Below are 18883 nucleotides of genomic sequence, written 5' to 3'. Positions count from 1 at the left end.
CCCCGTGCGGTTCGTAGCGTTCCTGTCCAGCACAGTGACCGGCGTCGCCGCATTCCTATGGAGACGCTGATCGGTCGGGACGGGAGGATTCGAACTTCCGGCTCCCCGCGGGAATCGCGAGTACGAATCACCCCGAGGACTTGACCACCGCCGGGAGTTGAGATGCGCGGGCGGTGGTCTGGCGAGCGACTGCGCTGACGACGTATTGCGGCTCCTCGATCGCGCCCACGTCACCAGCGCGACACTGGTCGGCCACAGCTCGGCGAATGCATCACGGATGCGTCCCTTCGCTTCCCGGACGGGTCCCCTTCGCTTCCCGGATGGCCGCTGTCAGTGACGGCGGCTAGCGTGCGAAGGAGATCAGAACACCCCTGGGACGCCCCCTGGCGCGCGCGGCAGCCGGGCTCGGAAGGAGCTGACATGAAGTTCGACAAGCCGGTGACCGGCGGCCCCTGCTGGACCGAGCTGGGGACCACTGATCTGGAGGGGGCCAAGCGGTTCTACGCCGAACTGTTCGGCTGGCGCCCGGAGACGGACCCACGGCCGGAGGCGGGCGGCTACACGATGGCGCACCTCGGGGACGCGGCCGTGGCCGCGCTGACCCCGCTGTACCAGGAGTCCCAGCCGGTGGCGTGGAACGTGTCCTTCGCGGTGCCGGACGCCGACGCGGCGGCCCGGAAGGTGGAGGAGGCCGGCGGCACGGTGGTCCTCGGCCCGATGGACGTCTTCGACGTGGGCCGCTTCGCGGTGGCCCTCGACCCGACGGGCGCGGCCTTCCAGCTGTGGCAGGCGCGCTCCTTCCCGGGCGCCGGGCTGTTCAACGCGCCGGGCACGCTGGGCTGGGTGGAGCTGGCGACGCGGCAGACCGACCGGGCCCGGGACTTCTACACCACGGTCTTCGGCTGGAGCGTCAACGCCTCGCAGTGGTACACGCAGTGGGGCATCGGCGGCGACGACTTCGGCGGTATGGCCGACATGGGCGACCGCTTCCCGCAGGATGTGCCGGCGCACTGGATGCCGTACTTCGCGGTGGACGACGTGGACGCGACGGCCGAGGTCGCGGTGGGGGCGGGCGGCTCCGTCGTCGTTCCTCCCGCTTCCATGCCGGGCGGTCGGCGCATCGCGGTGCTGCGCGACGCGCAGGGCGCGACGTTCGGGGTGTACAAGGCCGGCGAGGAGGGCTGAGCCGGACCGCCGCTCAGGCCCTCCTCCGCCCTCACCGGGTGCGCTCCGTCGAGTGCTCCCCGTGTACACCCTTGCGCTCGCGTGCGCGCCGCGTGCCGTGGGCATCGCTTCCCTCGACCGACCGTCGAGCCGGGGAGGTACGCGTGCACGGACCGACGTCGGCGGCCTGGCTGCTGGTCGCGCTGTGCGCGGCGACCGGGGCCTACTGCCTGGTGCGGATGCGCAGCGGGGTCGAGGAGCAGCGCCGGTCGGCCGGCGGCGAGGCGCTCATGGGCTTCGGCATGGCCGTGATGGCGGTGCCCGCCACGGCGTTCACCCCGCCGGGCTGGGCCTGGCCGCTGTACGCAGCCGTGTTCGGCATGGCGGCGCTGCACGCTCTGTGGATCGTGCGCGGCGACCGGCACCATCTCCACCACCTGATGGGCGCGTCGGCGATGGTCTACATGTCGCTCACCATGGCCGCCTCCCCCGCTTCCGCTGCATCCGCGCACCACGCGCACGGCGGTTCCGGGGTGCCGCTGCTGACCGGGGCGCTCCTGCTGTACTTCACCGGCTACGTGCTGCGCTCCGGCGCCCGCCTGGTGCCCGCCGCCGCCACGGCCGGCGGCGCGGAAGCCGTAGGGTGGGGGGATCGGCCGGAACTGGCGCGGGCGTGCCGGTTGTCGATGGGAATCGGCATGGTGACGATGCTGCTGACGATGTGACCGCGCCGAGTGACAGGACGCGCGAGCGTTGTCTCCGTCACTTCACCGCCATGGACCGTACCCGTTCACGGCATCGCCCTCATAGGGTGCTGCCCATGATGGTCCCCGTGGCACTGTTGCTGCTCGGCGCCCTGACCGCCGTCCTCGCCCCGCGTTGGCTCGCCCGGGCCGACTGGCCGGACCGAGAGCCGGTCGTCGCCCTGTGGGCGTGGCAGTGCGTGGTGGCGGCCGTTCTGCTGTGCTGCGCGCTGTCGATGACGCTCAGCGCGGCGGCGGCCTGGCAGGCCGTGCGCGGGCATGTGTTCGCCTCGGCTCCGCACGCGGTGGTGGACGCGTACGCCCTCGGCGCGGCGGGCCCTTGGGCGGCGGCGACCGCGGTGACGCTCGCCTGCGGCGGGCTGTGGAGCCTGGCGATGCTGGTGCGCGAGGTCGTACGGGCGCGGGGGCGACGGCGGGTGCGGCGGGCCGAACTCCTCGTGCGTGTACCGCTGTTGCCGGGCGAGGACCAGGTGAGCGGCCGGCTGGTGGTGCTGGAGGGCGAGCGGCCCGACGCGTGGTGGATGCCCGGTGCCGCGCCCCAGCTCGTCATCACCACGGCCGCGCTGCGCCGCCTGAAGGGGCGTCAACTCGACGCGCTGCTCGCGCACGAGCAGGGACACGCGCAGGCCCGGCACGACTGGCTGCTGCACTGCTCGGACGCGCTGGCGGACGGCTTCCCGCAGGTGCCGGTGTTCGCGGCGTTCCGGGCCGAGATGCACCGGCTGGTCGAACTTGCCGCCGACGACACGGCCTCGCGGCGCTTCGGCCGGCTGACGACCGCGCTGGCGCTGGTCGAACTCAACGAGGAGCGCGGGGTGTTCGGGCCGTCCCCGACCCCGCAGGCGCATGTGCCGCAGCGCGTGGACCGGTTGCTGACACCGCCCGACCGGCTCCCGGCGCTGCACCGGCTGCGGCTCACGGCCGTGGCCGCGCTGGTGCCGGCACTCCCGGTCCTGGTGGCGTTCGTCCCCGGGCTCCGGGCGCTGGGCTGAGCCCTTAGCCGCCGGCGGCGGCCGGTAGAGTCCCCGGCATGTCAGAGATGCGTGGAGTGCTGTTCGACTTCTCCGGGACGCTGTTCCGCATCGAGTCGACCGAGTCCTGGCTGCGTGGCGCGCTGGACGAGACCGGGTACACCCTGCCCGAGCCCGAACTGGCCGAGAAGGCAAGGGCTTTGGAGGTGGCGGGCGCGCTGGCCGGCGGAGCGGAACCGGTCGAGGTGCCGGCGGAGCTGACCGGGCTGTGGGCGGTGCGGGACCAGAGCATGGAGCAGCACCGGGCCGCCTACACGGGTCTGTCCCGCCTGGTACCGCTGCCCGACCCGGGCCTGCACGACACGCTGTACGACCGGCACATGTCGCCCGCCGCCTGGAGCCCGTACCCGGACGCGGAAAAAGTGCTGCGCACGCTGCGCGAGCGCGGGGTCGGCGTCGGTGTGGTCAGCAACATCGGCTGGGACCTGCGCCCGGTGTTCCGCGAGCACGGCCTCGACACGTACGTGGACGCCTACGTGCTGTCGTACGAACACGGTGTGCAGAAGCCGGATCCGCGGCTGTTCTCGGTCGCGTGCGAGGCGCTGGGCGCCGAGCCTCGGCAGGTGCTGATGGTCGGGGACAACAGGGTGGCGGACGGCGGGGCCGCGGCACTCGGCTGTGGGGTGCACTTCGTGGACCATCTGCCGGTCACCCAGCGCCCGGACGGGCTGTTGCCGGTGCTGGACCTCGTCGACTGACGGCAGTTGGCGGCTGTACGCCTTTCACATGGCCGTCCGCCTGAGACGATCCCCCGCGTCGCCCCAGACGGACGGCAGCTCCGAGCGGGCCGCGCGCCCACGGGCAGCGACCCCCGCGTTGAGTATAGTTGGCTGGCAGCCAGTCAACGCAGGAGTTACAGGATGTCCCCGCGAAGCGCCTCGGTCAATGAAGAGTTGCGGCGACGTTCCCGGGAGCGGCTGTTGCAGGCAGCCGTCGAACTCGTCGGCGAGCGGGGGTTCGAGGCCACGACCCTGGGCGACATCGCCGACCGGGCGGGCTCGGCGCGGGGGCTGGTGTCGTACTACTTCCCCGGCAAGCGCCACTTGGTGCAGTCCGCCGTGCACCGGCTGATGCACCGCACGCTGGAGGAGGCACTGGAGCGGGAGCCGCGCACCGAGGACGGCCGGGAGCGGATGGCGCGGGCCATCGACGCCGTCCTGGGCCTGGCCCACGACCGTCCCGTGCTGATGCGCCAGCACATGGCCGGGCTGCTCCAGGCAGAGGGCTTGGTGCAGTGCCCGGAGCAGCGCCGGCTGGGCGAACTGCTGAGCGACACCGTCGCCCGGTACGGCTCCCAGGACATCGCGGCCGACTACCCCATACTGCGGGCGCTGTTGATGGGAGCGGTGTACTCGGCGCTGGTGCCGGGGGCGCCGATGACCGTTCCGGTGCTGCGCGCCGAGCTGTTCAAGCGGTACCGGCTCGACTGGGATCTGGGCATGCCACCGGGGAGCGATCCGGGCAGCGGGGCGCCGGAACAGGACCTGTCGCGGTTCTTCGCGACGGAGGGTCCGGTGGAGGACCGCCCTAGCGCTCCCTGAGCGTCGGCGGAAACCGGGACACGTTTCCGATTCATTGAAGTCCCGCACTCAGCCGCGTGCATGGCGAGGCGTCAGGAATCCGGCGTCACGCGCCTGGGCGATCATCCCGAGGGACCGGCGCCGGCTGTGCCCGGTCGCGCACATCACCGCGAGGACCGGGTCGCCGCCCTCCTCCTGCGCGGCGCGGTACTCCTCCGCGACCAGCCGGCATCCGTCGATGCCCCGCGGCCAGGCAGGACGGGCGCGCCGCGGTCCCACGCGGGCGGCGCCCTCCTCGCCACCCCGCGCGGGCGGGCACCCCTCGTCGTCGTACGGCTTCTCCGCCGCAGCGCACGCCTCGAACAGCGGCTCCTCGATCCAGTCGGCGAGCGCGGTCAGGTCGGCCAGGGACAGGGCGGGCTGCGCCTTGATGTCCTCGATGGACACGCACCCCTCGCTGACCACGGCCAGGACGTCGACCCAGGCGCCGTCGGGGAAGGCCAGCCGGACATACAGCCAGGACGTCGCGCCGCCGTGCTCCTGCACCTCCCACGCGGGCCGGACGGACACCGCGCCGTCCTCGGCATGCCGATCGGAGAGATTGAGAAAGGATGCCTCTAGCACACACGCAACGTAACCGCGCGATCACGTCCCATACGAACGGGACACGCGTCCCGATCACCCCACCGGCCTCTGCCGCTGCGGCGCCGGTGGTGCCATGCTGGAGCCGTCCGCACACCACCTCCTCCGGGCAGGGAGTACCGCTGTGCTGCGTGTCGCCGTCGTCGGTTCCGGGCCGAGCGGGTGCTACACCGCCCAGAGCCTTGTCCAGCAGGACCCGGACGTGCGCGTCGACGTCCTGGACCGGCTGCCGTGCCCGTACGGCCTGGTGCGGTACGGCGTCGCCCCCGACCACGAGAAGATCAAATCCCTGCAGGGCAACCTGCGCACGGTACTGGAACACGAGCGGGTGCGATTCCTGGGCGGCGTCCTGGTGGGCGGCCCCGGCGGGCTGCCCGTGGAGCGGCTGCGCAGCATGTACCACGCGGTGGTGTACTGCGTGGGCGCCGCCACCGACCGCCGGCTCGGGATTCCCGGCGAGGATCTGCCGGGCAGCTGGTCGGCGACGGAGTTCGTGTCCTGGTACAGCGCGCATCCGGACGCGCGCGACACCGGCTTCCTGAACGGGGTGCGCTCGGCGGTGGTCATAGGGGTGGGCAACGTGGCGGTGGACGTCACACGCATGCTGGCCCGGGGCGCCGCGGAGCTGCGCCCGACGGACATGCCGCAGGGCGCGCTGGACACTCTGACGGCCAGCGGGGTCACCGACGTGCACATGGTGGGTCGGCGCGGCCCCTCGCAGGCCCGCTTCACGACCAAGGAGCTGCGTGAGCTGGGCGTCCTGCCGGACACCGAAGTCATTGTGGATCCGGCCGAGTTGGCGCTGGACACCACGGATCTCGCCGCGCTGCCCGCCGTGCGGCGCCGCAATGTGGACGTCGTGCACGGCTGGGCGGACCGGCCGACCGCCGCCGCGCCCCGCCGTATCCATCTGCGGTTCTTCCTGCGCCCTGTGGAAGTGCTCGAGGACAAAGGCCGGGTGGGCGCCGTACGGTTCGAACGGACCGCTCCGGACGAGCAGGGCGGCGTCACGGGAACGGGCCAATACGAGGACGTACCGGCGCAGTTGGTGCTGCGCTCGGTGGGCTATCGCGGAGTGCCGCTGGAGGGGCTGCCGTTCGACCCGGCCACGGGCACCGTGCCGAACCTGGAAGGAAGGGTCGTCCGCGAGGGCGTCGTCTCCCCGGGCGAGTACGTCGCCGGGTGGATCAAGCGCGGCCCGACGGGTGTCATCGGCACCAACCGGCCCTGCGGCAAGGAGACGGCGACCGCCCTGCTCGCGGACGCACCCGCGCTCGCCTCCCGGCAGGTACCGGAGGACCCGGTCGCGGTCCTGCGGGCGGCGGGCGTCGAGCCGGTGCCGTGGACGGGCTGGCAGGCGATCGAACGGGCGGAGGCGGAACTGGGCGCGCGGCTGGGGCGGGGCGTGGTCAAACTCGCGGACTGGGACGCACTTCTCGGGGCGGCGCGGCCCGCCTAGCGGACCGGCCGGACCGCGTCACACACCGGGCTGCCCGTCGTCGCCGAGGCGGGCGGACTGGCGGTCGGCGGCGGTGAGGAGGCTGGCCAGAAGGCCCGGGAAGAGGTCGTCCAGATCGTCCCGGCGCAAGCAGTTCATCTTGGCCGTGCCGCGGTAGACCTGCCGGATGACCCCGCTCTCGCGCAGCACCCGGAAGTGGTGCGTGGTGGTGGACTTCGTCACCGGCAGCACGAAGTCCGAGCAGGACAACTCACCGCCGTCGACGGCGAGTTCACGCACGATGCACAGCCGCATCGGGTCGGAGAGGGCGTGCAGCACGGCCTCCAGCCGGATCTCCGCCCGCTCCGGATGCGGAAGCGTGCGGCCGGGCGCGGCGGCGCCTGTCACTTCGGTCACGGCGACTCCCCTTTCCTCGTCCGCCCACCATTCTTCATCACCTCCCCGCATTGTACGAGAACCGTCGTAGTTTGACACCTCTCGTACTACGAGGTCTATCGTACGAACAGACCTACGGCCCCGTGACGAATGGAGTTCGCCGTGAGTGCCCTCTTCGAGCCCATCACCCTGCGTGAGGTGACCATCCCGAACCGGGTGTGGATGCCTCCGATGTGCCAGTACTCGGCCGAGCCGGTCGGCCCGCAGGCCGGTGTCCCGCACGACTGGCACTTCGCGCACTACGCGGCGCGCGCCACGGGCGGCACCGGGCTGATCATCGTGGAGGCCACGGCGGTCTCCCCGGAGGGCCGGATCTCGCCGTACGACCTCGGGTTGTGGAACGACACCCAGACGGAGGCGTTCCGCCGGATCACCCGTTTCCTCGCGGCGCACGGCACCGTGCCCGGGATCCAGCTCGCGCACGGCGGCCGGAAGGCCTCGACCGAGCGGCCTTGGAAGGGCGGCGCGCCGGTCGGACCGGAGGCGCACGGCTGGCAGCCGCTCGCACCGAGCCCGGCGGCCTTCGACGAACTCCACCCCGTGCCCGCCGAATTGACGATCGATCAGATCCGGGAGGTCATCGGCCAGTTCGCCGAGGCCGCGCGCCGGGCGCTCGCCGCCGGATTCGAGATCGCCGAGATCCACGGCGCCCATGGCTATCTGATCAACGAGTTCCTCTCCCCGCACTCCAACCACCGCACCGACGCCTACGGCGGCTCGTACGACAACCGCACCCGGTTCGCCCTCGAAGTCGTCGACGCTGTCCGGGCGGTGTGGCCCGACGACAAGCCGCTGTTCTTCCGCATCTCGGCGACCGACTGGCTGGAGGAGGGCGGCTGGACCCCGGACGACACGGTCCGCTTCGCCCACGATCTGCGGGCCCACGGAGTCGACCTGCTCGACGTGTCCACGGGTGGCAACGTCTCCGACGTCCGCATCCCGACCGGTCCCGGGTATCAGGTCCCGTTCGCCGCCCGCGTGAAGGCCGAGACCTCGCTGCCGGTGGCCGCGGTGGGCCTGATCACCGAGGCCGACCACGCCCAGAAGATCGTGGCCAACGGCGAGGCCGACGCCGTGCTCCTGGGCCGGGAGTTGCTGCGCAATCCGTCCTGGGCCCGGCATGCGGCACGGGATCTGGGCGGCGAGATCCGGGTGCCGGACCAGTACCACCGGTCCGTCTAGGACCCCGGTCTGCCTGGGACCCCCGGTCCGTCCGGCCGGGGACGTCAGCCCAGGTGCTCGCGCCGCCCCACCGAGGCCGCCAACTCCCGCTGGTACGCGCCGTACGCGGTGCGCAGCGCCTCTCCCGGCCATTCGGGGGGCAGGAGTTCCGGCGGCAGAACGGGGTCGGTGAGCAGGTGGCGTACGGCCGCGGCGAAGGCGGTGAGGCGGTCGGCCGGGTGGCGGGCACCGGCCGCTCGCGCGAGCAGGGTCCGGGCGGTGGCCGCCCAGTCGTCGAGCGGCCACAGGCGGGCGACCAGGTCCTGCGGGGGCTCGTCCGGGCGGGCCGTGTACGTCTTGGCCACGCGGCGGAGTTCGCCCGGCAGCGGCCGGCCGAGGTTGGCCGGCCGCAGCCAGACGCCCTCGCGGAGTTCGGCCAGCCGCAGGGCGGCCAACCGGGCGCGCAGCTCGGCGCGTTCTGCGGGGCCGCGGCCCGTCGCCGTGATCACCAGCATCTCCCAGTCGCCGTCCCACGCGCGCGTGCGCGGACGCACCGCGTCGTCCTGGCGGCGCTGCCGGGCCAGCAGCCGGTCGCTGAGCCCGTAGACGGCGTCCGTGCGCCTGAGGTCTCCGGCGGCCACCATCCGGCTCAGGGCGGCCCGCAGTGTGGAGCCGCCGACGCCGAAGGGCTCCACCAGCCGGACCAGGTCCTTCACCGGAAGCTCCGGCGGATGCGCGCCGAGGAGCAGGCTCAGCACGACGGACCGCGCGGACAGCGGTCGCAGGCCGGCCTCCCCAGGCTCGGCAGACACGTTCATGCGCATGGGCACGTACTGTACGTGCGCCTTCATGTTGCATCATTGCTACGACCGCAGGATGAGTGCAACATGGCCGTATGGTCTCGATACCCGCGCAGTCGCAGCTTCAGCCGCAGCACGCCACGCACGACGTCACCAATCAGGCCCCGCCCCTGGCGCCGTACGACGCCTCCGACGACCCGGCGCTACTGGAGGGCCTGCGCCGGGAGGGCGCCGGCTGGGCCGAGGACGACATCCGCCGACTGGGTCTGCGGGCCGGCGGCGAGGAGGCACAGGAGTGGGGCGAGCAGGCCAACCGGCACGAACCGGAGCTGCGCACCCACGACCGCTACGGCAACCGGATCGACGAGGTCGACTTCCACCCCAGCTGGCACCACCTGATGCGCACGGCGGTCGCCGAGGGCCTGGCGGGCGCCCCCTGGGCGGACGAGCGGCCCGGCGCGCACGTGGCCCGTACCGCGGGCGGGCTGGTGTGGGGGCACACCGAGGCCGGGCACGGCTGCCCGACGTCCATGACGTACGCCGCCGTCCCCGCCCTGCGCGCCCAGCCGGATCTCGCCAAGGTGTACGAACCGCTGCTCACCAGCCGCGTGTACGAACCGGGGCTGCGCGTCCCGGCCGAGAAGCCGGGCCTGATCGCCGGGATGGGCATGACCGAGAAGCAGGGCGGCTCGGACGTGCGCACCAACACCACCGAGGCCACGCCCACCGGCGAGCCGGGTGTGTACACGCTGCGCGGGCACAAGTGGTTCACCTCCGCGCCGATGTCCGACGTCTTCCTGGTGCTCGCGCAGGCTCCGGGCGGCCTGTCCTGCTTCCTGGTGCCGCGCGTGCTGCCGGACGGCAGCCGCAACACCTTCCGCATCCAGCGGCTGAAGGACAAGCTCGGCAACCGGTCCAACGCCTCCTCCGAGCCGGAGTTCGACCGGACCGTGGCGTGGCTGGTGGGGCCGGAGGGTCGGGGCGTGAAGACCATCATCGAGATGGTCAACTGCACCCGACTGGACTGTGTGATGTCCTCGGCCACGCTGATGCGCAAGACGCTCGTCGAGGCCGGGCACCACGCACGCCACCGCAGCGCGTTCGGCGCGCGGCTCCTCGACCAGCCGCTCCTGCGCAACGTCCTGGCCGACCTGGCGCTGGAGTCGGAGGCGGCGACGACGCTGACCCTGCGGCTGGCCGGCGCGGCCGACCGGGCGGTACGCGGGGACGCCGGGGAGCGGGCGTTCCGGCGGATCGCCACCGCGGTCGGCAAGTACTGGGTGACCAAGCGGGGCCCGGCGTTCACCGCCGAGGCGCTGGAGTGCCTGGGCGGCAACGGGTACGTCGAGGACTCCGGCATGCCCCGCCACTACCGGGAGGCCCCCCTGCTGTCGATCTGGGAGGGCTCGGGCAACGTCAACGCGCTCGACGTGCTGCGCGCCCTCGGCCGGGAACCGGAGACCGCCGAGGCCCTGTTCGCCGAACTCGCCCTCGCGCGCGGCGCGGACGCCCGGCTGGACGCGACCGTGGCCGGACTGAAGGCGCAGTTGGCCGAAACCGACCAGGTGGGCGCGCGGCGGTTGGTCGAGCGGATGGCCCTCGCCCTCCAGGCCTCGCTGCTGGTCCGGCACGCCCCGCACCCGGTCGCGGACGCCTTCTGCGCGAGCAGGCTGGGCGGTGACTGGGGCCACGCGTTCGGCACCCTGCCCGCCGCGACGAACCTCGACGCCATCCTGGAGCGGGCTCTGCCCGACCGGAACTGAAGCCTCCCCCGCCTCTCGCCCGTCTCTCCCCCCGGTGGTGTGCCCGTGGCTGGTGACAGCCGACGGATCGCACACAGTCAGCACACGATTCCGCATCGTTGTCAGTGCCGTGGTGCAGACTCGCGATCAGGGTGGCACTCGCCCGGGGGAGGACAACGTGTTCACGGGGATCGACGAGGTCGACTGGGCCTCGCTACGGCACGCGTACGGCAGCGCGGAGGACGTGCCCGGATGGCTGCGGGCACTGGCCTCCGCGGACGCCGCCGAGCGGGAGACCGCGCTCGACGGCCTGTACGGCGCGCTGCACCACCAGGGGAAGGTGTACGACGCGACGCCTGCCTGCGTGCCCTTCCTGTTCTCGCTCGCGGCGCGCGAGACGGTGCCGGACCGGGGCGGGATAGTCGAACTTCTGGTCAGCATCGGCACGGACAGCGCGGGCGGGAACCCTGAGGCGCGCTCGGCCGTGTGCGCGGACGCCGAACTGTTCGTGCCCCTCGCCGAGGACCCCGACCCGGGAGTGCGCCGGGCCGCGGCGGGGGCTCTGGTGCGGTTCCTGGACGAGCCCGGACGGATCCTGGCGCTGCTGCGCCGCAGGTTCCACGCCGAGCGCGACGACTGCGTCCTGCTCGCCCTCACCGACGCCCTCGGCCTGTTCGCCCGCCGGCACCCGGGGCACGCCGAGGCCGCTGCGGACCTCCTGACCGCGCAGAGCGCACCGCCGTACGCCCCGGCACCGCGGCTCGCGGCACTCGGCCAGCTCGCGCTCACCGCGCCCGGGCGGATCCCGGCCGACCTGGTGCCGACGGCCGTACGGCTGCTGCGGGACAGGTCCGCCCAGCGCGCCCGCATCCCGTACCCCTCGGACGGGGCCGACTCGGACACCCTCGTGGGGCGGATACGGCGCCTGCGCCCCTCCGACGAGCAGGGCTCGCGTCTGCTGCGCACGCTGCACACCGCGCTCGGCGACCGGATCGGCGACCGGATCGCCCTGCTCACCGGGCAGTTGACCAGCCCCGACCCGGTGGACCGGTGCAACGCCGTGTGGATGTCGGCGGGCCTGTTCCGCGCGTGGCGCGCCGACTACACCAGGCCCGTCGCCCTGACCGGTGCCCAACTGGCGTCGGAGCACGACCGGTTACGGGACGCGGCGGTTTCGGTGCTGTCGGAGCTGTACGCCCTGGCCGCACCGGCCGCGAACGACCTGTACGCGCTGGTGAGAGACCGGCCCGATCTGTGGACGCACCGCTGGGAGCGCACCTGCCCGACGCTGGGCGGTCCGCTCAAGGCCCTGGCCAGGACCGGTGATCCACGCGCGGTCCCGGTCCTGGCCCAACTCCTGGCCTCCCCGGCGGCCCCCGCCGGCCTGGGCTTCGAACTCGCCCACCTGGGCCGGGCCGCGGCCCCGCTCGCCCCCGCGTTGCGACGGCGGCTCGGCCGGATACCGCCGGCCTCCCCCGCCGCGGCCGAACTCGCCGCTCCCCTGCTGTCGGCGCTCAGGACCATCCACGACACGGAGGCGGTCCCGGAGGTACTGCGGCTGCTGCCCGAAGGAGGGGACGGTTCGGCGGCGCTCGTCCCGGACGTGATCAGGACGCTGGAGGCGCTCGGCGCCACCGCACACGCGATACCGCGCCTGCGGGAGTTGCTGCACACCCGCCACGCCGCCGCCGCGGCGGCCGCGCTGTGGTCGGCGGAAAGGGACACGGCAGTCGTACTCCCGGTCCTGCTGCGGGAGTTACGGCAGGGGGAACCGGAGAACCGCCGCCTGGCCGCGCGGCACCTGGGCAGGCTCGGGCCCGCCGCGCGCCCTGCTCTGCCGGAGCTGCGCCGGATCGCCCGGTCGGGGCTGCGGGTGCGGGAGCGCACATCGGCCGCGTGCGCCCTGTGGCACATCGACGGGGATCCGGGCCCGGTGCTCCCCGTGTTCCGGGCCGCCTGGTCGGAGCACCCGCACACCCGTGGCCCGATCGCCCGGTGCCTGGCCGCCATGGGCCCGGCGGCCCTGCCGTTACGGGACCTGGTGGCAAGGGAACTGACCACCGTGCGCCGGCACACGGCCCGCGAGGGCGGGTACGGGAGCGAGGACATCCTGAAGGACGAGGCACTGCTGAGGACGTGCCGGGAGGTGATGTCGGGCTAGGACGTTCCCGAGGCTGAGCGGCCGGTGAGAAGGACTCACCGGCCGTAGGGAAGGGCTGCCCGCTACACCATCCGCCTCCACTGCGGCCCCCACCGGGCCCATTCCGTCTCCCACCGGTCCAGGCGGCGGCGCTCCATCCGGCCGCGCAGGACCAGGCCGCCGACGAAGGGGACGGCGGCGGTGCTCACCCCGACGAGGACGCCGATCAGGCCGGCCCGGAAGGCGGCCCCGGAGGCGTCGACCGGGCGGGTGACGAGGTGGCCCTGCGGGTCGGTCCAGACGGTGACCCGGGTGCCGGCCGGGCTGCCGGGCGCGACACGGACCTCGCCGGTGTGCACCGAGCCGTCGGCCAGGGTCCAGCGCACCCTGGCCCAGACCCCGTCGGCCGCGGGGGCGTGGCTGCGCCCGCGGGGCGCGCCGGGGGCCTGCGCCACCACGCGTGCGGGAGCGGGCCGCCAGGTCGCGCGTTCCCGGGCCAGCCCGTGCTCCACCGACCGGTCCGCCGCCAAGCCGCCCAGCACCCCGGTCAAGACGGTCAACAGCCAGACCCCGAGCACCACCCAGCCCTCCAGCACGTCGGCCCGCCGCTTCAGCGGATTGCGCCGCCAGCGCCACAGCCACACCTTCGGACCACGGAACGCCTTCAAGGCATCCTCCCCCACGAGCACACCGACAGGCCGGGACGCACTCCCGTACGGAAAAGTCCGCCCCCCTGCTCACGACGAGCCGTCACCTCGACGGTCGCACGAGACACCCGCTTCGCGCAGGCACATCCCGCAACGGACCCGGCCGATCTTCGCGACGGACCGACGACACCGCTGTGACCTGCGGGAACGTGCCGCACCGGGGAGACTGTCAGTGGCGGGGTGCAGACTGGCCGATATCTGACGACTACCCGGACAAAGACGTCCCGGAGGTGATCGGCATGACCGAGGTACTGCTCACCGTGGGCACCCGCAAAGGCCTGTTCATCGGGCGGCGGCGCGGTGGCGCCTGGGAGTTCGACGAAAGCCCGTATTTCAACGCCCAGGCCGTCTACTCGGTCGCGATCGACACGCGGGGCGAGCGGCCACGGCTGCTGGCCGGCGGGGACAGCGCGCACTGGGGACCGTCGGTGTTCCACTCCGACGACCTCGGCCGCACCTGGACGGAGCCGGCCCAGCCGGCCGTCAAGTTCCCGCAGGACACCGGAGCTTCGCTGGAGCGGGTCTGGCAGCTGCACCCGGCCGCCGCCGAGCCGGACGTGGTGTACGCGGGCACGGAACCGGCCGCGCTGTACCGCTCGGAGGACCGCGGGGAGAGCTTCGAGCTGGTACGGCCGCTGTGGGAGCACCCCACCCGCTCGCAGTGGGTGCCGGGCGGCGGTGGTGAGGGCCTGCACACGGTGATCACGGACGCGCGCGACCCGCGGGCGGTCACCGTGGCCGTCTCCGCCGCCGGGGTGTTCCGCACCACTGACGGCGGCGCGAGCTGGGCGCCGTCCAACTCCGGTGTGTCGGCGGTGTTCCTGCCCGACCCGAACCCGGAGTTCGGCCAGTGCGTGCACAAGATCGCCAAGGACGCGGGCGATCCGGACCGGCTGTATCTGCAGAACCACTGGGGCGTGTACCGCAGCGACGACGCGGGTGCGCACTGGAGCGACATCGGCGCGGGCCTGCCCTCGACGTTCGGCTTCGCCGCCGCCACGCATCCGCACCGGGGCGGCACGGCGTACGTCTTCCCGATCAACGCCGACGCCGACCGGGTGCCGGCCGGGCACCGCTGCCGGATCTTCCGCACGGCGGACGCGGCCGAGAGCTGGGAGCCACTGTCCAAGGGGCTGCCGTCCGAGGACCATTACGGCACGGTGCTGCGCGACGCGCTGTGCACCGACGACGCCGATCCGGCCGGGGTGTACTTCGGCAACCGCAACGGCGAGGTGTTCGCCTCGGCCGACGACGGCGACAGCTGGCAGCAGCTGGCCGCGCATCTGCCGGACGTGCTGTGCGTGCGGGCGGCGGTGGTCGCCTGAGAGCGTCCTGAGAGCGTGGTGTGCGACGCCGGTCCTGGCCACCGGTTGATCTCCGGCCGCCGTACGGCAGTAGGGTGACGGCCGTGGCACCACGACCCTTGCATGAAATCGTCGAACCGGGCTGGGCGAAGGCCCTGGAACCCGTCGCCGGACGGATCGCCGAGATGGGCGACTTCCTGCGCGCGGAGATCTCCGCGGGACGCACCTACCTCCCGGCCGGACCGAACGTCCTGCGGGCCTTCCAACAACCCTTCGACGACGTACGGGTTCTGATCGTCGGTCAGGACCCGTACCCGACTCCGGGCCACGCGGTGGGGCTCTCGTTCTCGGTCGCGCCCGAGGTCCGCCCACTGCCGCCGAGCCTGATCAACATCTTCCGCGAGCTGAACACCGACCTGGGCCTGCCCCAGCCGTCGACCGGCGACCTGACCCCGTGGACGCAGCAGGGTGTGCTGCTGCTCAACAGGGCGCTGACCACCGCCCCGCGCAGTCCGGGCGCCCATCGCGGCAAGGGCTGGGAGGAGGTCACCGAGCAGGCGATACGGGCCCTGGCCGGGCGTGGCAAGCCGCTCGTGTCCGTCCTGTGGGGCCGGGACGCCCGCAATCTCCGGCCGCTGCTGGGCGCTCTGCCCGCCGTGGAGTCGGCGCATCCCTCGCCCATGTCGGCCGACCGCGGGTTCTTCGGCTCGCGTCCGTTCAGCCGGGCGAACGACCTGCTGATCCAGCAGGGCGGACAGCCGGTGGAGTGGCGTCTGCCGTGACCGTCCCCGGTTATCTCGCCGTCGACTCCGGGGGCTCCGGCCTCCGGGTCCTCGTCGGCGCCGTCGGTCGGGGGCCGTCGGCCGCGCGGGAGACTGGAGAGCCGGTGCGCACAGGTGCGCGCGGGATCGACCCCGTTCATCTGATGGCGCAACTCCTGCCGCTGGCCAGGTCTTTGGCCACCGAGGCGGGGGTGGACGAGCTGGGCACGGCCGTCATCGGCGCCGCCGGTTTCGCCTCCCTGGGCGACGCCCTGCGCGATGAACTGCCGGGCGCCCTTGCCCGGGAGCTGGGCGTACGCCGGGTGGCGCTCGCCGCCGACGCCGTCACCGCGTACGTCGGCGCCCTGGGGGCGCGCCCCGGTGCCGTACTCGCCGCGGGCACCGGACTGATCGCGATCGGCACCGATCTGACCAGTTGGCGGCGGGCGGACGGCTGGGGACACCTGCTGGGCGACTGCGGCGGCGGTGCCTGGATCGGCCGGGCCGGCCTGGAGGCGGCGCTGCGCGCCCACGACGGCCGGGAGGGCGGCTCCGGCCCGCTGCTGGCCTGCATGGACGAGCAGTTCGGACCGGCGCACACGCTGCCCGGCCTGCTCTACCCCCGCTCCGACCGGCCCGCGGTCCTCGCCTCCTTCGCACCGCGGGTGGCCGACTGTGCCGCGCACGACCCGGTCGCCGCCGGCATCCTGCGCGGAGCGGCCCGCAACATGGCCGAGTCCGCCGCCGCCGTGTGCCCGGCCTCCGGCGCACCCGAAGTGGCCCTCACCGGTGGTCTGTTCAAGCTGGGCGACCCCGTCCTCGTACCGCTCGGCAAGGAGTTGGCGGCGCGGCTGCCACACGCCCGGCGGGTTGCGGCCGAAGGAGACCCTCTGCACGGCGCGGTGCGCATCGCGACCGACCTGGCGGCCGGCCGGCTCACTCTGCCGGGTGAACCGTCCCTGTTCTACACGGTCATCACAAAAGGGGATTGACCGCCTTTGCCGTCACGTATCCGGCCAACGTACGGCTTGTATCAGGCAAGTGTCGGCGATGTGCCCGGCATGTGCCTGCCTCACGTGTCACGCGTACGTAACTCATCAGACAAAACCGGACGGAAACCGCTCACCTGCACCCTCCCCGAACAGCAGAGCCCAGGAAGTTAGTAACATGCGGCGCCATGAGCTCCCCCACTGGGCCCGCGTCCGGCCTGCCAGTACGAATGCCGCGACCCCGCCAGCCCGGACGGCACCGCCGCCCGGAACCGCTGGTGGCTCCTGAGGGCGCGCCCGCCCTCGTTCTCGCGGTGCCCGGCGTGCCCAGCACCGCCACGCGCGCTCTCGCCGAGGAGGTCGTGAGCATCGCCCGCTCCGAGCTGCCCGGCCTGGACGCCCGCATCGGTTACCTGGACGGGGACGACACCGAGTTCCCCTCGCTGCGGTCCGTGCTGGCGCACGCCGCCGAGGAGCGCACCGCCCGCTACGAGCAGGCCCTGGCCGCCGGCCTCGACGTCAAGGAGCCCGACGGCCCGGTCGCCGTCGTCGTTCCGCTGCTGGCCGGCCCGGACAGCGCCCTGCTGCGGCAGGTCCGCCAGTCGGTGATGGACAGCCGGGTCGCCGCCGACCTGACCGACGCCCTCGGCCCGCACCCGCTGCTCGCCGAGGCGCTGCATGTGCGCCTGTCCGAGGCGAGCCTCGCCCGCGCCGACCGCGCCCGCCTGTTCACCGTGGCCACCGCCGCGGACGGCATCATCCTGGCCTCCGTGGGCGGCGAGGAGGCCGTGCAGGCGGCCGGGATCACCGGCATGCTGCTCGCCGCGCGCCTGGCCGTGCCGGTCATGGCGGCGGCCCTGGACCAGGAGGGTTCGATCGCCTCCGTCGCCGAGCAGCTGCGTTCCTCGGGCTCGCAGCAGCTGGCCCTGGCGCCGTACCTGATCGGCCCGGAGATCGACCCCGGGCTGCTGGCGGCGGCTGCCGAGGAGGCGGGCTGCGCCACCGCCGAGGCGCTCGGCGCGTACCCGGCGATCGGCAAGCTCGCCCTCGCCAAGTACACAACCGCGCTGGGCATCGCCCCGCCGCAGGCGCAGGGAACGTCCGTCCGCTGACGCGGCGCGGCACCGGTACACCCGCACGAGAAAGGGCCCGCTCCAGCCGCTGGAGCGGGCCCTTCGGCGTCCCCGGGCGACCGGTTCGGGCAGCTCAGCCGAAGACGACACAGGAGGCCGCGGGGACCTCCACGTGACCCTCGTAGCGCGGCAGCCCCGACGTCTCGTCCACGGCGAACCAGGTCACGTCGCCGGAGCGTTCGTTGGCCGCGTACAGGAAGCCGTCGTACCCGGCCAGCGCACGCGGCCAGTGGCCGCCGCACGGCACCGTGCCGGTCAGCCGGAGCCCGTCCCCCTGGGCCCCCGTGACGGCGAACACGGACAGGACGTCCTCGCCGCGCGTGGCGGTCCACACGAAGCGGCCGTCGGGCGAGACGACGATCCCCGAGGGGTAGGCGTCGCCGGCGGGGGCGCCCGGCAGGACCGGCACCTCGGCCAGCGGCTTCAGGGAGCCGCCGACGGCGTCCCAGCGGCAGACGGTGACCGTGGGGGTGAGTTCGTTGACGACGTAGGCGTGTGCGCCGTCGGGATGGAAGACCAGGTGGCGGGGGCCGGAGCCGGGGCGGAGCGCGAACTCGCGGTGCAGTACCGGGCTGCCGCCGTCCAGCGTGCAGACCCGCACCGAGTCCGTGCCCAGGTCGACGCTGACGGCCCAGCGGCCGCTGGGGTCGGGCTGCACCTGGTGGGCGTGCGGGCCGCGCTGCCGCCGGTCGTGCAGGCCGGAGCCGGTGTGCCGGAGCACCCCGGAGGGGGCGGCGGCGAGCGTGCCGTCGGAGCGCAGGGGCACGGCGGTGACGCTGCCGGAGCCGTAGTTGGCGGTCAGGACGTGCCCGGCGTACACGCTGAGGTGGGTCGGCCCGCTGCCGTCGACCAGCACGGGCGGACCGGCGGGTTCCGGCTTCTCACCGTGCACCCGGTAGGCGGCGACGGCGCCCTCGGCCGTCTCGCTGACCGCGTAGAGCGTGCCCCCGTCCGGCGACAGGGCGAGATACGAGGGGTCGGGCAGGTGGTTCACGGCGGCGACGAGGCTGAGGGCGCCGTCGTACGGCCGGACGTGCGCGGTCACCACACCGGGTCCGCCCGCCGCGGTGAACGAGCCGATGAACGCCCGGCGCCTGCCCGGGCTGCCGCCCTCTGCCACCGCTGTCCCCT

18 protein-coding genes are annotated in these 18883 nt (G+C 73.6%); 13 read left to right on the top strand and 5 right to left on the bottom strand.

Features of this window, described 5'->3' with window-relative positions:
* The first annotated feature begins 420 nt into the window (after positions 1–420).
* From ACWD3E_RS19780 to ACWD3E_RS19760, 5 genes are all read left to right on the top strand, one after another.
* On the top strand, positions 421–1185 hold the full coding sequence (locus tag ACWD3E_RS19780; RefSeq protein ID WP_451388844.1) for a VOC family protein: 765 nt from the start codon (positions 421–423) through the stop codon (positions 1183–1185).
* A 143-nt stretch (positions 1186–1328) separates the two neighbouring features.
* On the top strand, positions 1329–1889 hold the full coding sequence (locus ACWD3E_RS19775) for a DUF5134 domain-containing protein (RefSeq protein ID WP_451388843.1): 561 nt from the start codon (positions 1329–1331) through the stop codon (positions 1887–1889).
* Positions 1890–1984: 95 nt separating this feature from the next.
* The gene (locus ACWD3E_RS19770; RefSeq protein ID WP_451388842.1) at positions 1985–2920 is read left to right on the top strand and encodes a M56 family metallopeptidase; all 936 of its coding nucleotides are present in this window, start codon (positions 1985–1987) and stop codon (positions 2918–2920) included.
* Between the two features lie 47 nt (positions 2921–2967).
* Positions 2968–3657, top strand: coding sequence for an HAD family hydrolase (locus ACWD3E_RS19765; RefSeq protein WP_451388990.1), 690 nt, complete (start codon positions 2968–2970; stop codon positions 3655–3657).
* Positions 3658–3819: 162 nt separating this feature from the next.
* Positions 3820–4500: a TetR/AcrR family transcriptional regulator gene (locus tag ACWD3E_RS19760; protein WP_451388841.1), complete on the top strand. Its 681-nt coding sequence runs from the start codon at positions 3820–3822 to the stop codon at positions 4498–4500.
* Between the two features lie 48 nt (positions 4501–4548).
* Here ACWD3E_RS19760 and ACWD3E_RS19755 read toward each other — a convergent pair whose 3' ends face one another.
* Positions 4549–5049: a DUF6214 family protein gene (locus ACWD3E_RS19755; RefSeq protein WP_451388840.1), complete on the bottom strand. Its 501-nt coding sequence runs from the start codon at positions 5047–5049 to the stop codon at positions 4549–4551.
* 196 nt (positions 5050–5245) lie between these two features.
* Between ACWD3E_RS19755 and ACWD3E_RS19750 the strand changes: the two genes are divergently transcribed.
* Positions 5246–6580 carry an FAD-dependent oxidoreductase gene (locus ACWD3E_RS19750; RefSeq protein ID WP_451388839.1) on the top strand — a complete coding sequence of 445 codons (1335 nt, stop codon included), beginning with the start codon at positions 5246–5248 and terminating at the stop codon, positions 6578–6580.
* An 18-nt stretch (positions 6581–6598) separates the two neighbouring features.
* Here the strand turns inward: ACWD3E_RS19750 and ACWD3E_RS19745 are convergent, their stop codons facing one another.
* Entirely contained in the window at positions 6599–6967 is a 369-nt protein-coding gene (locus ACWD3E_RS19745; RefSeq protein WP_451388989.1) for an ArsR/SmtB family transcription factor, read from the bottom strand.
* Between the two features lie 150 nt (positions 6968–7117).
* Here ACWD3E_RS19745 and ACWD3E_RS19740 point away from each other — a divergent pair, with 150 nt between their 5' ends.
* Positions 7118–8197: an NADH:flavin oxidoreductase/NADH oxidase gene (locus ACWD3E_RS19740; RefSeq protein WP_451388838.1), complete on the top strand. Its 1080-nt coding sequence runs from the start codon at positions 7118–7120 to the stop codon at positions 8195–8197.
* Positions 8198–8241: 44 nt separating this feature from the next.
* Here ACWD3E_RS19740 and ACWD3E_RS19735 read toward each other — a convergent pair whose 3' ends face one another.
* Entirely contained in the window at positions 8242–9000 is a 759-nt protein-coding gene (locus ACWD3E_RS19735; RefSeq protein ID WP_451388837.1) for a PaaX family transcriptional regulator C-terminal domain-containing protein, read from the bottom strand.
* 71 nt (positions 9001–9071) lie between these two features.
* Between ACWD3E_RS19735 and ACWD3E_RS19730 the strand changes: the two genes are divergently transcribed.
* Positions 9072–10739 carry a DNA alkylation response protein gene (locus ACWD3E_RS19730; RefSeq protein WP_451388836.1) on the top strand — a complete coding sequence of 556 codons (1668 nt, stop codon included), beginning with the start codon at positions 9072–9074 and terminating at the stop codon, positions 10737–10739.
* 157 nt (positions 10740–10896) lie between these two features.
* Positions 10897–12879, top strand: coding sequence for a HEAT repeat domain-containing protein (locus ACWD3E_RS19725; protein ID WP_451388835.1), 1983 nt, complete (start codon positions 10897–10899; stop codon positions 12877–12879).
* Positions 12880–12941: 62 nt separating this feature from the next.
* Here ACWD3E_RS19725 and ACWD3E_RS19720 read toward each other — a convergent pair whose 3' ends face one another.
* Entirely contained in the window at positions 12942–13526 is a 585-nt protein-coding gene (locus ACWD3E_RS19720) for an Rv1733c family protein (protein WP_451388834.1), read from the bottom strand.
* 278 nt (positions 13527–13804) lie between these two features.
* Here ACWD3E_RS19720 and ACWD3E_RS19715 point away from each other — a divergent pair, with 278 nt between their 5' ends.
* From ACWD3E_RS19715 to ACWD3E_RS19700, 4 genes are all read left to right on the top strand, one after another.
* Complete coding sequence (locus ACWD3E_RS19715; RefSeq protein WP_451388833.1) at positions 13805–14890, top strand: WD40/YVTN/BNR-like repeat-containing protein; 1086 nt, start codon at positions 13805–13807, stop codon at positions 14888–14890.
* 83 nt (positions 14891–14973) lie between these two features.
* Positions 14974–15651: a uracil-DNA glycosylase gene (locus ACWD3E_RS19710; protein WP_451388832.1), complete on the top strand. Its 678-nt coding sequence runs from the start codon at positions 14974–14976 to the stop codon at positions 15649–15651.
* The gene (locus tag ACWD3E_RS19705; RefSeq protein ID WP_451388831.1) at positions 15648–16622 is read left to right on the top strand and encodes an N-acetylglucosamine kinase; all 975 of its coding nucleotides are present in this window, start codon (positions 15648–15650) and stop codon (positions 16620–16622) included. Before ACWD3E_RS19710 ends, ACWD3E_RS19705 begins: the two co-directional genes overlap by 4 nt.
* 185 nt (positions 16623–16807) lie before the next feature.
* Complete coding sequence (locus ACWD3E_RS19700; RefSeq protein ID WP_451388830.1) at positions 16808–17731, top strand: sirohydrochlorin chelatase; 924 nt, start codon at positions 16808–16810, stop codon at positions 17729–17731.
* 94 nt (positions 17732–17825) lie between these two features.
* Here ACWD3E_RS19700 and ACWD3E_RS19695 read toward each other — a convergent pair whose 3' ends face one another.
* Positions 17826–18872 carry a lactonase family protein gene (locus ACWD3E_RS19695; RefSeq protein WP_451388829.1) on the bottom strand — a complete coding sequence of 349 codons (1047 nt, stop codon included), beginning with the start codon at positions 18870–18872 and terminating at the stop codon, positions 17826–17828.
* Between the last annotated feature and the right edge of the window lie 11 nt (positions 18873–18883).

It is taken from the genome of Streptomyces sp. NPDC002676, assembly GCF_053592455.1.
This window is presented reverse-complemented; position numbering and strand designations above follow the sequence as displayed.

Bases quoted from the DNA above. Each gene is read 5' to 3' on its own strand.
- ACWD3E_RS19765 (WP_451388990.1), top strand. From the start codon at position 2,968: ATGCGTGGAGTGCTGTTCGACTTCTCCGGGACGCTGTTCCGCATCGAG.
- ACWD3E_RS19700 (WP_451388830.1), top strand. From the start codon at position 16,808: ATGAGCTCCCCCACTGGGCCCGCGTCCGGCCTGCCAGTACGAATGCCG.
- ACWD3E_RS19715 (WP_451388833.1), top strand. From the start codon at position 13,805: ATGACCGAGGTACTGCTCACCGTGGGCACCCGCAAAGGCCTGTTCATC.
- ACWD3E_RS19760 (WP_451388841.1), top strand. From the start codon at position 3,820: ATGTCCCCGCGAAGCGCCTCGGTCAATGAAGAGTTGCGGCGACGTTCC.
- ACWD3E_RS19735 (WP_451388837.1), bottom strand. From the start codon at position 9,000: ATGCGCATGAACGTGTCTGCCGAGCCTGGGGAGGCCGGCCTGCGACCG.
- ACWD3E_RS19730 (WP_451388836.1), top strand. From the start codon at position 9,072: ATGGTCTCGATACCCGCGCAGTCGCAGCTTCAGCCGCAGCACGCCACG.
- ACWD3E_RS19780 (WP_451388844.1), top strand. From the start codon at position 421: ATGAAGTTCGACAAGCCGGTGACCGGCGGCCCCTGCTGGACCGAGCTG.
- ACWD3E_RS19770 (WP_451388842.1), top strand. From the start codon at position 1,985: ATGATGGTCCCCGTGGCACTGTTGCTGCTCGGCGCCCTGACCGCCGTC.